Here is a 14,633-nt window from a genome sequence, read left to right as displayed (position 1 = left end):
GCCCCGCCGCGCAGTCTGCCGGGGTCACCGACGTGACCATGTGACCGGCGGGGGCGGAAGCCGGAAAAACGACCGCACCCGGTCCGTCGTGGGCTCCATGCCAGGAGCCCCACGGGCCGGGTGCGGGCAAACGCGGGCCTAGGCCCGCGTCACGCCTTCTTCGTCTCCCAGAAGATCTTGTCGATCTCCGCGATGAGCTCCAGCGCCTTCTCACCGGTCTTCGGGTCCGTCGAGGCCTTGGCGGTGCTCAGGGCCTTCAGGGTGTCGTTGACCAGCTGGTGGAGCTGGGGGTACTTCTCGAAGTGCGGGGGCTTGAAGTAGTCGCTCCAGAGCACCGAGACGTGGTGCTTGGCGAGCTCCGCGCGCTGCTCCTTGATGACCGTGGCGCGGGCGCGGAAGTGCGCGTCCTCGTTGGCCAGGTACTTCTCCTGGACTGCCTTGACCGACTCGGCCTCGATGCGGGCCTGGGCAGGGTCGTACACGCCGCAGGGGAGGTCGCAGTGGGCGCTGACCTTCACCTTGGGGGCGAACAGGCGGGAAAGCATGTGCTGTCCTTCCTCGTGATCGTCTTCTCAGGTGCGAGATTACTCGGTGTGGGAAGGCTTTTCTCGGGTGCCCCGGGGGGCTTAGGACAAAAGACCGGTGACAGTCTGGGACCGGTGGCGGAACGGACCGGGAGGTGCCGTGGTGCAGGAGCAGGTGGACGAGCGCGGTCAGGAGCTGGAGCGCGAACGTCGCGGACTGCTGCGGATCGGGCTGGCCGAGGTCTACAACCCGTCGATGGTGCCGACGCTGAACCCCGGGGACCAGATCGTCGTCCAGTACGGGGCGTCCGTCCGGCCGGGTGACGTCGTGGTGCTGCGGCACCCCTTCCGGCAGGACCTGCTGATCGTCAAGCGTGCCGTGGAGCGGCGGGCCGGCGGGTGGTGGGTCGTGGGGGACAACCCGCTGGTGGAGAACGACAGCCGGGAGTTCGGCACCGTGCCGGACGAGTTCGTGGTGGCCCGCGCCCGGCTGCGGCTGCGGCGGCCGCCCGGGGCGGGTCAGCGGTCGGCGGTCGCGCTGCTGTCCTGGGCCGCCTCGGCCGTGCGGCCGTTGTCGCCCGAGCCGTCCTCCGGGCGCGTGGCTTCCTGGCTCTCGCGGCGCTTGCGGGCGCGGTAGGCGGCGACGTTGGCGCGGGTGGCGCAGCGGTCGGAGCAGTAGCGTCGCGAGCGGTTGGTGGAGGTGTCGAGGTAGGCGTTGCGGCAGGGGCTCGCCTGGCAGATGCCGAGACGGTCGACCCCGTACTCCGTGAGGTGCACGGCGAGGCCCATGCAGGCGGTCGCGGTGTACGACGCGCCGGCGTTCACCGCGTGGTCGGCGATGTGCATGTGCCACTTGGGACGGCCGTCCTCGTCGCGGAACTCGTGGCCCGAGACCTGCGGGCTGACCGGGAACTCCATCAGCAGCGCGTTGAGCAGGTCCACGGCCCGCACCTCGTCGCCCTCGGACGCCGCCTCGAAGACCGCGCGCAGCCGGGCCCGCACCGACCGCAGCCGGGTGACGTCGCTGTCGGTCGCGCGCCGCGCGCCCTGGGCGCCGGCGCCGAACAGCTCCCGCACGGCTTCGACGGAGGTGAGCGTGTCGGTGCCGCGCGTGGGCTCCTCGCTGTTGACCAGCCGCACGGCGTAGTCCGAGTAATAGGCCAGTTCCACTTGTGGTCCTTACGAGGGCGGTCTATGGTCGCTGATGTCGATCAGTAATGGTCGGTTCAGTACCGAGGGTATTACAGGACTGCGCGCGTGGGAGGCACCACCATGACCGAGACCCCCAACACGGACTGGAACGCCTGGCAGACCAGCTGGGACCGCCAGCAGGAGTGGTACCTCCCCGACCGCGAGGAGCGGTTCCGCGTCATGCTCGACATGGTCGAGGCCTTCGCCGGGGCCGAGGCGCGGGTGCTGGACCTCGCCTGCGGCACGGGCTCGATCTCCGGCCGGCTGCTGGAGCGCTTCCCCAAGGCCGTCTCCGTCGGCGTCGACCTCGACCCCGCCCTGCTCGCCATCGCCCACGGCACCTTCGCCGACGAGCCGCGCGTCACGTTCGTGACCGCCGACCTCACCGACCCCGCCTGGACCGCGAAGCTGCCGTACGACTCCTTCGACGCCGTCCTGACCGCCACCGCCCTGCACTGGCTCCACCTCGAACCGCTGCGCGCGCTGTACGGACAGCTCGCCGGGCTCGTCCGCGAGGGCGGCGTCTTCCTCAACGCCGACCACATGCCGGACGAAACGACACCCCGGATCAACGCCGCCGACCGCGCCCAGCGGCACGCCCGCATGGACCGCGCCAAGGCCGAGGGTGCCCTCGACTGGCGCGCCTGGTGGGAGCTGGCCGCCGCCGACCCGGTGCTGGCCGGGCCCACCGCCGAGCGGTTCGAGATCTACGGCGAGCACGCCGACGGCGAGACGCCCTCCGCCGACTGGCACACGGCGACCCTGCGCGAGGCCGGGTTCGCGGAGGCCCGCACGGTGTGGCGCTCGCCCTCCGACGCGATGGTGCTCGCGCTCAAGTAGCCCGGCGCCTGAAAAGGTCAACCTCCTTTTGTCGCATGGCAGTTAGCTGCAATCCGGGTGGTGTCGTGATCACGCGGCCACGGACGATGAACGGGTTCCTCACCTTTGTGAAAAGGAGATACCCATGCGTTTCGTCAAGTCGGCCAGGCTCGCGGCCGTGGCGCTCGCCGCGGCTTCGGGTGTGGCCCTTGCGATCGCTCCGGCGAACGCCGCCACGACGCCGCTGAAGTCGGTCTCGTGCGACCGCAGCGACACCACCCAGCTGCAGTTCGAGGGCTTCATCTCGGCGTTCCCCCTGGGCTGTTACAAGGGCTCCGGGGATCTGGACGTCAATGTGAAGAACGCGATGTACGGGCGGGCCGGTGACCACTCCGGCTACGTGCTCTTCGAGGACGGCACCAAGGTGTCGTTCACGAAGGGTGGCCACATCAGCCCCCCGGCGGGCTGGAAGACCGTGGTCCACATCCACACCAACTGAGCCCGGCCCATCACTGACAGAAGGAGTACCCATGCGTTTCATCAAGTCTGCCAAGCTCGCCGCCGTCGCGCTCGCCGCGGCTTCGGGTGCGGCCCTCGCGTCCGCTCCGGCGAACGCCGCCACGACGCCGCTGGCGCCGGTCACGTGCGACCGCGAGAACACCACCCAGCTGCAGTTCGAAGGCTTCGTCCAGCCGTGGCCCATGGGCTGTTTCAAGGGTTCCGGGGACCTGGACATCAACGTGAACTACGTGTTCTACATGCGGGCCGGTGACCACTCCGGCTACGTGGTCTTCGCGGACGGCTCCAAGGTGTCGTTCACCAAGGGGGCCGTCTTCAGGCCCACCGAAGCGGGCTCGAAGAACGCGGTGCACATCCACACCAACTGAGCCCGGCCCACCACTGACAGAAGGAGGACCCATGCGTCTCGTCAAGTCTGCCAAGCTCGCCGCCGTCGCGCTCGCCGCGGCTTCGGGTGCGGCGCTCGCGTCCGCTCCGGCGAACGCCGCCACCACGCCCCTCAAGGCGGTCGAGTGTGCCTCCGGCGCCGGCCAGCTGCAGTTCCAGGCTTTCGTGTCGATGTGGCCGCGGGCCTGCTTCAAGGGCTCCGGGGACCTGGACGTCAACGTGACGTCGTCGATATTCGGCACGGCCGGTGACCACTCCGGCTATGTGATCTACGACGACGGCACCAAGGTGAACTTCACGAAGGGGACGACCTTCGGTTCCGCCAAGACCGTGGTCCACATCCACACCGACTGACCCGGTCACCATCGAAGACGCCGAAGACAAGGAGAAAGCCATGCGCGTTGTCAGGTCGGTCAAGCTCGCGGCCGTGGCGCTCGCCGCGGCTTCGGGTGTGGCCCTCGCGTCCGCTCCGGCGAACGCCGCAACGACCCCGCTGCAGAGGGTCCGGTGCAACCCCGGCGACACCACCCAGTTGCAGTTCCGCCTCTTCATGGGGTCGTCGCTGACGGACCCCTGTTACACGGGCTCCGGTGACGTCGACGTCAACATCACGTCGGCGATATTCGGCAGGGCCGGCGACCGTTCCGGCCATGTGGTCTTCGCGGACGGCACCAAGTCGTCGTTCACGAAGGGCGGGGACATCGCCCTGCGCGGCACGATCGTCCACCTCCACACCGACTGAGATCAGCCCCCAGCGCAGAACAGCGCGGGGGTACGAGCCTCCATGGCCCGTACCCCCGCGCTGTGCGTATCGCGGTGCTCCGTCAGAGGGCATTGCCGATGCCGGATGGGGGGTGTTCCTCGCGATCCTGAACGCAAAGGCTGAGGGCGCCGGGCGGGAAGTGATGTCTGTGGCCCCCCGCAATACCTCCCGCACATGCTGAATGCGAGCGCACCGCGCGAAGGGGAAACCGGCCCACGCAGGAGAGGTTCTACTGGAGCCTGCGGCCACAATGCGCACTCTGACGCGGTGGGCTCCGTCAATGTTCTTACGGGCCGGGCTGGTCTGTCGCGAAGCCAGTCGGCATAGCGCGAAGCCGCCCCTTCCGAAGGGAGGGGGAGTCACGAAGACCAGCGCGTCGCGGGCCTGTCGGCCGATCGATAATCAGCTTGCCGGGCGAAGGCCACCTCGCGCGTCATGACAATCAACGTATGCCCCTCGGCTAGGCCCGCATGGCGTCCCGGACGGCACCGCCCCCGATCCGGGGTGAGCGTGGCGGTCGCCTTCTGGTTGTTGAACCAACTCCAGAGTGCGGCTCGGGTAATGAAATAGTCCCGTCAGCCCCTTACTGCTCGGCGGTCGCCTGCCGAAAGCCCCGGTCGATAGTGGCTGGTTTGCCATCGAGTGCACTTGCGAGGTGAGCTCCCCTGTCTGTCCCGGGGGGCGGCGGAAGACGGTGTATATCTGGCGCACCGTATGCATGTGCGATCACCTTTGCCAAGGTCAGTGCGATGCGGCGACCTCTGGAGTGCGACGCAGTCTCCTCGAGGAGTGTCCAAGGATGATCGAATTTCGCTTATTTCAATGCTTCAGGGGAGGGCGAGTTCGAGTCAAAAATGATCCCACTCATTCAGTCTGGTGTTCGATTGCGGGTAGGTTGACCGATGCGAGGGGCTGGTGGGTTCTGGGCTTCTCGCTCGCAGTCTCTGATTTTCGATCTAGCGAGAAGAGGGATAGTGAGGATTCGTCGAGCTGTTACCGCAGGTGCTACCGCTGCAGCGTCTATCGCGGCTGTATTGACTTTCAATTCTCCCGCCCAAGCCGCAATGACGAAGTTTTGTAACGCTCCGTTCTCCAAGGGTGGGAGTGTCTGTTTTTATTCGGACGGTGACAATATAACCGTCACGGACAACTGGGCTGACGGGCTTCGGAGCGTCGCGAAGTGGTGGGTTGAGGACCGAGACCACGGCAACAGGGTCGTTGCTACGGGTGAATGTCACAATGCCAACGGGAAGGGGACGACGGTGACGTGCAGAAATGACTTCCCGGAAGGCAAGAACGTGGTCATTGGGTTCTATGCCGTGGCTCGTGAGGGTGCGAACGGTAGAGATCAATACCCGGATGACCACATCACGATCGGATGGGTTTCTGGGCGCTAGATAAAGGCGCAGAAACCAATTGGCGCCGCCTGGCCTGTAAAGGTTTGGCGGCGCCAATTGGTTCATTTTTGCGGCATCAGTTTGTTGTTCGGCCTGATGCTCGGTCTCGTCTTTCAGAGAACCTTGGACAGGAAAGATTTCGTACGTTCATGCTGAGGGTTGGTCAACACTTCACGTGGGTGGCCTGATTCAACGACTACGCCGTCGTCCATGAAGACGACCGAGTCGCCGACCTCTCGCGCAAACCCCATTTCATGGGTTACGACGATCATCGTCATGCCGTCCTCGGCCAGGCCCCGCATGACGTCCAGGACGTCGCCGACCAGCTCCGGGTCGAGCGCGGAGGTCGGCTCGTCGAAGAGCATCAGCTTCGGCTCCATGGCCAGCGCGCGGGCGATCGCCACACGCTGCTGCTGGCCGCCGGAGAGCTGGGAGGGGTAGTTGCCCGCCTTGTCGGCGAGGCCCACCCGGTCCAGCAGCTTCAGCGCCCGCTCGCGGGCGACCGACTTGGACACACCCTTGACCTGCATGGGGGCTTCCATGACGTTGGCCAGCGCGGTCATGTGCGGGAAGAGGTTGAAGCGCTGGAACACCATGCCGATGTCCCGCCGCTTCAGGGCGACCTCGCTGTCCTTGAGCTCGTAGAGCTTGTCGCCCTTCTGACGGTATCCGACCAGCTCGCCGTCGACGGACAGCCGACCCGCGCTGACCTTCTCCAGGTGGTTGATGCACCGCAGGAAGGTGGACTTGCCGGAGCCGGACGGGCCGATCAGGCAGAACACCTCACGCGGGGCGACTTCGAGATCGATGCCCTTGAGGACCTGCACGGCGCCGTAGGACTTGTGGACGCCCTCGGCCTTCACCATTGCGTTCATGCGCTGACGCCTCCCTTAGGACGGTGGCTGAGGGTGGACAGGTTCTTCCTGACCTTCTGCCACGGGGTGAGCGGCAAGCTGCGGAGTGAGCCTCGGGCGTAGCGCCGCTCCAGGTAGAACTGGCCGATGCTGAAGACGCTGGTCAGGATCAGGTACCAGGTGGCGGCCAGGAAGAGCATCTCGACCGGAGCGCCAGTGATCTGACCGATGTCGGTGGTGGACCGCAGCAGCTCCAAATACTGGGCTGCGCTTGCCGCCAGCGACGAGGTCTTGAGCATGTTGATGAACTCGTTGCCGGTCGGCGGCACGATCACGCGCATCGCTTGCGGCAGCACGATCCGGCGCAGCGTCTTGCCCTGGTTCATGCCCAGTGCGTGCGAGGCCTCGGTCTGGCCCTCGTCGACCGACTGGATGCCCGAGCGGACGATCTCCGACATGTACGCAGCCTCATTGAGCCCCAGGCCGAGCAGCGCGGCCATGAATGGGGTCATGAAGTCGCTCATCTCGTCCCGGTAGATGAAACCGAGGTTGATGTACGGGAAGATCAGGGCGAGGTTGAACCACAGCAGCAGCTGCACGTAGACCGGGGTGCCCCGGAAGAACCAGATATAGGCCCAGGAGACGGCGGAGGTCACCGGGTTCTTCGACAGCCGCATTACGGCCAGGATGATGCCGAGCACGAGGCCCAACACCATCGAGAGTACCGAGATCAGGACGGTCTTGCCGAGTCCCTCTACGACCGTCGAATCAAAAAGGTAGTCCGGGATGGCGTTGTAGTTGATCTTCGCAGTGGCGAAGGCGTTGATCAGCAGGCCCAGCAGGCCGAGCACGAGGACGCCGGAGATCCACCGGCCGTAGTGCCGGACGGGGATGGCCTTGATGGCCTCCGGCTGTGATGCGGCGGCCGTCTTGGGCGTGCCGGTGCCCTTGCCGGGCGGCGGGGTCTCGGCGGCGGTCCGCTTGCCGGACGAGGCCTTCGCGTCGTCGCCGCTCTTCTTGTCGAGCGACGGCTTGTCGGTGGCCTTCTCGGCGTCCTTCTTGTCGGAAGCCTTGTCGGCGGTCTCCTCGACAGGCTTCTCGTCGACGACGGGCGTCTCGTCGGCGTCCTTGTCGGCCTTGTCGGCGGCCTTCGCGTCGCCCGCCTCGGCTGGGGCCTCGGCGGTGGGCTCGGCGGCGTCCTTCTTGTCCGGCTCGGGGGTGTCCGGACCCGGCTTGTCGGGCTCTGGCTTATCGGAAGAAGCAGTCACGGGTATGGCCTTTCAGCGTGCCGTACGAGGGGAGGGCAAGGGTCAGGAACCGCCGTTGATCTTGGCTTCCTTGACGGCGCCGGCGTCGACGCCCCAGGTCTTGATGACCTTCTCGTACGCACCGTTCTTGATGATCGCTTCGAGGGCCGCCTTGAGGGCGTCCCGCAGCTGCGCGTTGTCCTTGGAGATGGCGATGCCGTACGGGGCGGCCTCGACCTGCTCGCCGACCGTCTCGAAGTCCTTGCCACCACCGGCGGTCTTCACCGCGTACGCCGCGACGGGGAAGTCGCTGGAGACGGCTTCGACGCCACCGGCCTTGAGTCGCGTCTGAGCCTCCAGATCGGTGTCGAAGGCCTCGATCTCGATCCCGTCCTTGTCGTCCTTCTCGCACTTCTCGGACTCGGACTTGGCCAGGTCGTTCGAGACGGTGCCGCGCTGGACCGCGATCTTCTTGCCGCAGAGGTCGTCCCAGGAGTCGATGCCCTTGGTGTCGCCCTTCTTGGTGTAGATCGAGACACCGGCGGTGAAGTAGTCGACGAAGTCGACTCCCTCGCCGACCTTCTTGCCGGTCTTGGAGTCGACGCCCTCTTGGCGCTCCTTCGAGTCGGTCATCGCCGACATGGCGATGTCGTAGCGCTTGGAGCGCAGGCCCGTGAGCAGGGAGTCGAAGGTGCCGTTGTTGAACTGGAACTTCACGCCGAGTTCCTTGCCCAGCGCGGCGGCGATGTCGGGGTCGAGGCCGACGACCTTGCCGTCCTTCTTGAATTCCACCGGCGGGTAGGCGATGTCGGAGCCCACCTTCACGACCCCGGCGTCCTGGATGCTCTTCGGCAGCTTGGCGAAGAGGGGAGCCGAGGAGCCCTTGACGGTCTGGTCGGCGCCGGCGGTCGTCTTGTTCCGCTGATCGCCACAGCCGGTCAGCAGGAGGGCGCCGGCGACCGCGATCGCGCCGGCGGCGGCCAAACGACTCCTGGCGGCAGCCGGGCGATGGATGGAGCTTGCGGTCATTGCTGGTTCCTCCTGCGGGTGAGGGGATAGCCGAATGTTCTCGCTGGTCACATGGGATCGGCGCCGAGATCGACAAGCACACGACAGCGGGTGTCGCGACCTCGTGCGGTTGGGGCATCTTGCCATCTGGACTGCACCGTTCGGGGGGCTAGCCAGGTCAAAATCGGATAACGGGTGATCGACGTGCGGTACCGGGGTGTTCTTACGAGTGGACGACCCTGTTCCCCTTTGGTCTGAGACGGGTGTGAGACACACATCACGTACCGCTTGTCTCACTCCGTGGACTTCCGGCACCAGTTGACACGGTTTTGGCCGACAGATGTGCGTGCCGTGACACACAGCGGCCGATCTCACTCGTCGGCCGTAGCGCTCATTTGATAGAAATGCGAGCCAGACCCCTCACCCGGGGCCCAGGGTGCGCGCCCGGTGGTGCGCGCCCGGCGTCCGTATCCCCCGCGCGGCACCACCCCCCGCGCGACACCCGTGCGGCCCACCCGCCGGACCGGTACGGACGGGATGCCCGACCCGTCCTCGACCAGGGGCGGCTACCCTCGACTGCAATTCGACAAAGGGGTCAAGAAAAGTGGCAGCGGAGATCGTGAATCCTCGCAGCGACAAGAGCACGGACGGAACTCAGGACGAGTTCTTCGATCCGGCCTTCGCGCTGCACAGAGGCGGCAAAATGGCGGTCCAGGCGACCGTTCCCGTGCGGGACAAGGACGATCTGTCCCTGGCCTACACGCCGGGCGTCGCCAAGGTGTGCAGCGCGATCGCGGAGCATCCTGAGCTTGTCCACGATTACACCTGGAAGTCACAGGTCGTGGCCGTCGTCACCGACGGCAGCGCGGTGCTCGGCCTCGGTGACATCGGGCCGGAGGCGTCCCTGCCCGTGATGGAGGGCAAGGCGATCCTCTTCAAGCAGTTCGGCGGCGTGGACGCGGTGCCGATCGCGCTCGACTGCCGCGAGGTGGACGACATCGTCGAGACCGTCGTCCGGCTCGCGCCCTCCTTCGGCGGCGTGAACCTGGAGGACATCTCCGCGCCGCGCTGCTTCGAGGTCGAGCGCAAGCTCCAGGAGCGGCTGGACATCCCGATCTTCCACGACGACCAGCACGGCACCGCCGTCGTCACGCTCGCCGCCCTGCGCAACGCCGCGCGGGTCACCGACCGTACGCTCGGCCAGCTGCGCGCCGTCATCTCGGGCGCGGGCGCGGCCGGGGTCGCCATCGCCAAGATCCTGGTGGAGGCGGGCATCGGCGACGTCGCCGTCTGCGACCGCAAGGGCATCGTCTCGCAGGACCGCGACGACCTCACCGACGTCAAGCGGGAGCTCGCGGGCTTCACCAACAAGGCCGGCCGCTCCGGGACGCTCGCGTCCGCGCTGGACGGCGCGGACGTCTTCATCGGCGTCTCCGGCGGCACGGTCCCGGAGGAGGCGGTCGCGAAGATGGCGGAGAACGCGCTGATCTTCGCCATGGCCAACCCGACCCCGGAGATCCACCCGGACGTCGCGCACAAGTACGCGGCCGTCGTCGCGACCGGCCGTAGCGACTACCCGAACCAGATCAACAACGTGCTCGCCTTCCCCGGCATCTTCGCGGGCGCCCTCCAGGTCCGCGCCTCGCGGATCACCGAGGGCATGAAGCTCGCGGCCGCCGAGGCGCTGGCCGCGGTGGTCGCCGACGAGCTGAGCGCCGAGTGCGTCATCCCCTCGCCGTTCGACGAGCGGGTCGCCCCCGCGGTGACCGCCGCCGTCGCGGCCGCCGCGCGCGCGGAGGGCGTGGCGCGCCGCTAGCGCCTCCGGCGGTCTTGGCGAGTACACCTCCGCTGCGCGGAGGTGTACTCAAGCGCCGGACGGGCTGCTGTGCTGTGTCCTCAAACGCCGGACGGGCTGCATTGAGCTCAGCCAGATCAAGCCCGTCCGGCGTTTGACGACGCGCCCGCAGGGCGCCCGCCGCCGCAGGCGGCACAGACGGCCCGCAGGCGGGTCACTTCAGTCGGCGTACGAACACGTCGTGGAGACGGTTGGTGTCGCCGGCGACGAGGTTGTCGCCGCCGCTGCCGAAGACCACCGTCCGGCCGGTGCGGTCGACCGAGACGCCGCTCGCGCCCGCGGTGTCCTCGGCGCCGTCGGGGGCCACGTTGAGCCGTTCGACGGTTCCGGTGAGCAGGTCGCGGACGAAGAGGTCCTCGTGGCCGTTTGTGTCCCCGGGGACCAGATTGCTCGCCGCGGAGGTGAAGTACACCTTCCGGTTGTCGGCGCTCATGACCGCGCCGTCGTTGGAGACGCCGTTGGTCTGGGCGCCGCCGGGGGCGAGAACCACCCGCCGCGTGGTGCCCGTGCGCAGGTCCTTGGCGAACACGTCCGTGGCCCCGTTGGTGTCGTCCGGCACGATGGAGGGCGAGATCGACGAGTACAGCGCGTACCGCCCGTCGGGGCTGAGACCGATGCCGCCGATGACCGCCACGGTCCCGCCGTCCGCCGCGTGGGCGGCCAGGTGGGTGCGCCCGGTCCGCAGGTCGTGCGTGTAGAACGCGCGGGCCCGTGGATGCGGCCGGCTCAGCTCGGGGGACTCCGGCGCGGGGTACAGATTGTGGGCGGCGCTCTTGAAGCCGACGCGGCTGCCGTCCGCGCTGATCACCGGCTGTGTGGAGAAGGCGTCCGCCTGGGTGCCGTCGGTGGCGACGCTCACCCGCTTGACGGTGCCCTTCCGGCGGTCCTTCACGAAGATGTCCGTCACCCCGTTGGTGTCGCCGGGGACCAGGTCGGTGCGGCTGGAGGTGAACGCGACGTAGCGGCCGTCGGCGCTGATGGACGGGTCGTGGTTGGTGGCGCGCACCTGCGCGTCGTTCCTGACCAGGACCTCGGTGCGGCCGGTCCTGCGGTCACGGACGAAGACGTCGAGCCCGCCCGGCGGATTCTGGCCCGGGGCGAGGTTCCCGGCCTCCGAGGAGAAGACGACGTACCGCCCGTCCCCACTGATCGAGGCGTTGTAGGACGGGTCGGCCGCCGGGGTGCCGTCGCGTCCGACGTCCACCAGCTCGATCCCGCCCTTGCGCAGGTCCTTGACGTACAGATGGCGGCTGCCCGGCGTCGTGCCCGGCACCAAGGTGCTCGCCCGGGACTCGAAGACGGCGAAGCGGCCGTCGGCGCTGACGGCGCCGGTGAGCGACTCCTCGTCCGCCTGGGTGCCGTCGGCGGCGACGCTCACCCGCTCGGTGTGCGGCCGGTGCGCCGTGCCCGCGGCCGCCGCCGAGGCGACCGGCAGGGCCGTGGCGCAGGTACCCACGATGGCCGCCACCACGGTGGCGCGTCTGAGGCAGTACATGATGATCTGCTCCTTCCGGGGCGCTTCGGGCGAGGTCACTTCACACGCCGCAGGAAGACGTCGGTCACCTTGTTGGTGTCGCCGGGGACGAGGTTGTCGCCCGAGCTGTCGAAGACGGCGGTCCGGCCCAGGAGGTCGATGGCGAGGCTGCCCGCGCCGCCGTTGTCCTGGGAGCCGTCGGCCGCCACGTTGAGCCGCTCGACGGCACCGGTGCGCAGATCGCGGACGAAGACGTCGGAGGGCCCGTCGTTGGTGTCGCCGGGGACCAGGTTGCCGGCGCCGGAGACGAAGAACACCCGTCGGCCGTCGGCGCTCATGACCGGGTCGTAGATGTGGCCGTCGGCCTGCGCGCCGTCGTGGGCCAGGCTGACGCGCCGGGTGACGCCGGTGCGCAGGTCCTTGACGAAGGCGTCGGCGCGGTGGTTGGTGTCGCCCTCCACGACCGTGGCCGAGCGGCTGGTGAAGAGCGCGTACCGCCCGTCGGGGCTGAGGCTGTAGCCGCCGCCGACCGGCACGGGCCGGCCGTCACGGTCGTGGGCCGCCAGTTCGATCCGCCCGGTGCGCAGGTCGTGGACGTAGAACTCGGTGGACGACGGCGGCCGCAAGCCGGTCCCCGCCGGATCGGACGGCGGCTCGGGGACGTCCGTCAGGTCCCTGCTGCGGAAGCCGACCTTGCTGCCGTCGGCACTGATCACCGGTTGGACGGAGGCGAGGCCCACCTGGGTGCCGTCGGCCCTGACGCTGACCCGCTTGGTGGTGCCCTTCCAGCGGTCCCGGACGAAGACGTCCGAGCGCAGATTGGTGTCACCGGGGACCAGGTCGTTACGGGTCGAGGTGAAGGCGACGTAGCGGCCGTCGGCGCTGATGGCCGGCGCGCCGGACGACCCGCGCGTCGACGGCTTGTCGCTGATCAGCAGCTCGGTGCGGCCGGTCCACAGGTCCCGGACGTAGACATCGGAGCCCGGCTCCGGATTCCGGCCGGGGGCCAGGTTCTTCGCGAACGACTGGAAGGCGACGTACCGCCCGGTGGCGCTGATCGACGGGGCGATGGACCCGCCGTCGGCCGGGGTGCCGTCCGTGGCCACGCTGACCTGCTGGAGCCTGCCGGTCCACCGGTTCCGCACATAGACCTGGGACTCGGCCTTGCCACCGGGCACCAGATTGGTCGCCGAGGACTCGAAGGCGACCGAGCGACCGTCGCCGCTGATCACGGGCCTGTTCGACTCGCCGTCCGCCTGGCCGCCGGCCGCGGTCAGGCTCACCCGTTCGACACCCGGTGCCCGCCGGCCCTCCCCGGCGGCCGCGGCCTGCGCCACGGGCAGAGCCGTGGCGCAGGTGCCTAATATCGCCGCCATCACGGCGGTACGTCTGAGATGACGCATGATTCCCCCCTCGCGAGAGCCCGTACGGCATATGTACGGACCTGGGAAGCCAATCTCCCCACCCGCCCCGCGGTCAACGCGGAACGGCCGCACTCGGCCGCGGATACGGTCGTTGTGTGAGGGAGCCGTGGACGGTCCGAGAGGGACGCGGCGCGTGTCACATCGCCGCGTGGTTCCGTCCCGGACACCCCGGGGCTAGGTTCGGATCATGTTCGCCGCCTATGCCGCCCGCATCGACCGTGACCAGCCGCTGAACGGCCTGGAGTTGGGGGAGCGCCCCGAGCCCGGACCACGGCCGGGCTGGACGACCGTCAACGTCAAGGCCGCCTCGCTCAACCACCACGACCTGTGGTCGCTGCGGGGCGTGGGGCTCGGCGAGGAGGCGCTGCCGATGATCCTCGGCTGCGACGCCGCCGGGACCGACGAGGACGGCAACGAGGTCGTCGTCCACTCCGTCATCGGCCAGAGCGGCCACGGCGTGGGGCCGGACGAGCCGAGGTCCATCCTCACCGAGCGCTATCAGGGCACCTTCGCCGAGCGGGTCGCCGTGCCCACGTGGAACGTGCTGCCCAAGCCGAAGGGGCTGTCCTTCGAGGAGGCCGCCTGCCTGCCCACCGCCTGGCTGACCGCGTACCGCATGCTGTTCACCAACGCGGGCGTACGCCCCGGCCAGAGCGTCCTCGTGCAGGGCGCCGGGGGCGGCGTCGCCACCGCCGCGATCGTGCTGGGGGCGGCGGCCGGGCTGCGGGTCTTCGCCACCAGCCGCGACGCGGCCAAGCGCGAGCGGGCCGTGGAGCTGGGCGCCGAAGGCGCGTTCGAGCCGGGGGTGCGGCTGCCGCAGCGCGTCGACGCCGTCATCGAGACCGTCGGCGCCGCCACCTGGTCGCACTCGGTCAAGTCCCTCAAGCCCGGCGGCACCCTCGTCATCTCCGGCGCGACCAGCGGGCCGAACCCCAAGGCCGCCGAGCTCAACCGCGTCTTCTTCCTGGAGCTGAAGATCGTCGGCTCGACGATGGGCACCAAGGACGAGCTGGCGGACCTGCTGTCCTTCTGTGCCGCGACGGGCGTGCGGCCCGTCATCGACTCCGTCCTGCCCCTTGACCGGGCGCGGGAAGGGTTCGAGAAGATGTCCGACGGAGACGTGTTCGGAAAGATCGTGCTGACGGTCTAGGGCTGCCCCGGGCCGTCCGGA

15 protein-coding genes are annotated in these 14,633 nt (G+C 68.5%); 8 read left to right on the top strand and 7 right to left on the bottom strand.

Annotation, left to right across the window (positions count from 1 at the left end; all coding sequences use genetic code 11):
• Positions 1–149 precede the first annotated feature (149 nt).
• The gene (sodN, locus tag FHS38_RS09080) at positions 150–545 is read right to left on the bottom strand and encodes a superoxide dismutase, Ni (RefSeq protein ID WP_130879876.1); all 396 of its coding nucleotides are present in this window, start codon (positions 543–545) and stop codon (positions 150–152) included.
• Between the two features lie 142 nt (positions 546–687).
• Here sodN and sodX point away from each other — a divergent pair, with 142 nt between their 5' ends.
• Positions 688–1,161 carry a nickel-type superoxide dismutase maturation protease gene (sodX, locus tag FHS38_RS09075; RefSeq protein WP_184733375.1) on the top strand — a complete coding sequence of 158 codons (474 nt, stop codon included), beginning with the start codon at positions 688–690 and terminating at the stop codon, positions 1,159–1,161.
• Here sodX and FHS38_RS09070 read toward each other — a convergent pair.
• Positions 1,044–1,694: a CGNR zinc finger domain-containing protein gene (locus tag FHS38_RS09070; protein WP_184732667.1), complete on the bottom strand. Its 651-nt coding sequence runs from the start codon at positions 1,692–1,694 to the stop codon at positions 1,044–1,046. The genes sodX and FHS38_RS09070 overlap by 118 nt on opposite strands.
• Before the next feature lie 102 nt (positions 1,695–1,796).
• On the opposite strand from FHS38_RS09070, the gene FHS38_RS09065 reads away from it, so the two are divergent.
• The 5 genes from FHS38_RS09065 to FHS38_RS09045 all read left to right on the top strand — a co-directional run bounded on the left by FHS38_RS09065 (position 1,797) and on the right by FHS38_RS09045 (position 4,182).
• Positions 1,797–2,555, top strand: coding sequence for a class I SAM-dependent methyltransferase (locus FHS38_RS09065; protein ID WP_184732665.1), 759 nt, complete (start codon positions 1,797–1,799; stop codon positions 2,553–2,555).
• Positions 2,556–2,679: 124 nt separating this feature from the next.
• Entirely contained in the window at positions 2,680–3,033 is a 354-nt protein-coding gene (locus tag FHS38_RS09060) for a hypothetical protein (protein WP_184732663.1), read from the top strand.
• Positions 3,034–3,064: 31 nt separating this feature from the next.
• Positions 3,065–3,421 (top strand): hypothetical protein, encoded by a 357-nt coding sequence (locus FHS38_RS09055; protein ID WP_184732661.1) that lies wholly within the window; start codon positions 3,065–3,067, stop codon positions 3,419–3,421.
• 31 nt (positions 3,422–3,452) lie between these two features.
• A complete protein-coding gene (locus tag FHS38_RS09050; protein WP_184732659.1) occupies positions 3,453–3,794 on the top strand; it encodes a hypothetical protein in 342 nt (113 codons plus the stop codon).
• Between the two features lie 40 nt (positions 3,795–3,834).
• The gene (locus tag FHS38_RS09045) at positions 3,835–4,182 is read left to right on the top strand and encodes a hypothetical protein (RefSeq protein WP_184732657.1); all 348 of its coding nucleotides are present in this window, start codon (positions 3,835–3,837) and stop codon (positions 4,180–4,182) included.
• Positions 4,183–5,713: 1,531 nt separating this feature from the next.
• On the opposite strand, the gene FHS38_RS09040 is transcribed toward FHS38_RS09045, so the two are convergent.
• The 3 genes from FHS38_RS09040 to FHS38_RS09030 form a co-directional block, all read right to left on the bottom strand.
• Complete coding sequence (locus FHS38_RS09040) at positions 5,714–6,475, bottom strand: amino acid ABC transporter ATP-binding protein (protein ID WP_184732655.1); 762 nt, start codon at positions 6,473–6,475, stop codon at positions 5,714–5,716.
• The gene (locus FHS38_RS09035; protein ID WP_184733374.1) at positions 6,472–7,356 is read right to left on the bottom strand and encodes an amino acid ABC transporter permease; all 885 of its coding nucleotides are present in this window, start codon (positions 7,354–7,356) and stop codon (positions 6,472–6,474) included. Before FHS38_RS09035 ends, FHS38_RS09040 begins: the two co-directional genes overlap by 4 nt.
• Positions 7,357–7,764: 408 nt before the next feature.
• Positions 7,765–8,730: an ABC transporter substrate-binding protein gene (locus FHS38_RS09030; protein ID WP_184732654.1), complete on the bottom strand. Its 966-nt coding sequence runs from the start codon at positions 8,728–8,730 to the stop codon at positions 7,765–7,767.
• Between the two features lie 583 nt (positions 8,731–9,313).
• Here FHS38_RS09030 and FHS38_RS09025 point away from each other — a divergent pair.
• Positions 9,314–10,525: an NAD(P)-dependent malic enzyme gene (locus FHS38_RS09025; protein ID WP_184732653.1), complete on the top strand. Its 1,212-nt coding sequence runs from the start codon at positions 9,314–9,316 to the stop codon at positions 10,523–10,525.
• A gap of 193 nt (positions 10,526–10,718) precedes the next feature.
• On the opposite strand, the gene FHS38_RS09020 is transcribed toward FHS38_RS09025, so the two are convergent.
• Together FHS38_RS09020 and FHS38_RS09015 are read right to left on the bottom strand one after the other, a co-directional pair.
• Positions 10,719–12,059, bottom strand: a complete 1,341-nt coding sequence (locus FHS38_RS09020; protein WP_184732652.1) for a TolB family protein — start codon at positions 12,057–12,059, stop codon at positions 10,719–10,721.
• Between the two features lie 35 nt (positions 12,060–12,094).
• The gene (locus FHS38_RS09015) at positions 12,095–13,441 is read right to left on the bottom strand and encodes a TolB-like translocation protein (protein WP_184732651.1); all 1,347 of its coding nucleotides are present in this window, start codon (positions 13,439–13,441) and stop codon (positions 12,095–12,097) included.
• Positions 13,442–13,649: 208 nt separating this feature from the next.
• Between FHS38_RS09015 and FHS38_RS09010 the strand changes: the two genes are divergently transcribed.
• Positions 13,650–14,612 (top strand): zinc-binding dehydrogenase, encoded by a 963-nt coding sequence (locus tag FHS38_RS09010; RefSeq protein WP_184732650.1) that lies wholly within the window; start codon positions 13,650–13,652, stop codon positions 14,610–14,612.
• Positions 14,613–14,633 lie beyond the last annotated feature (21 nt).

The sequence above is a fragment of the Streptomyces netropsis genome, assembly GCF_014203545.1.
GTDB classification, from domain to species: Bacteria; Actinomycetota; Actinomycetes; order Streptomycetales; family Streptomycetaceae; genus Streptomyces; species Streptomyces netropsis.
This window is presented reverse-complemented; position numbering and strand designations above follow the sequence as displayed.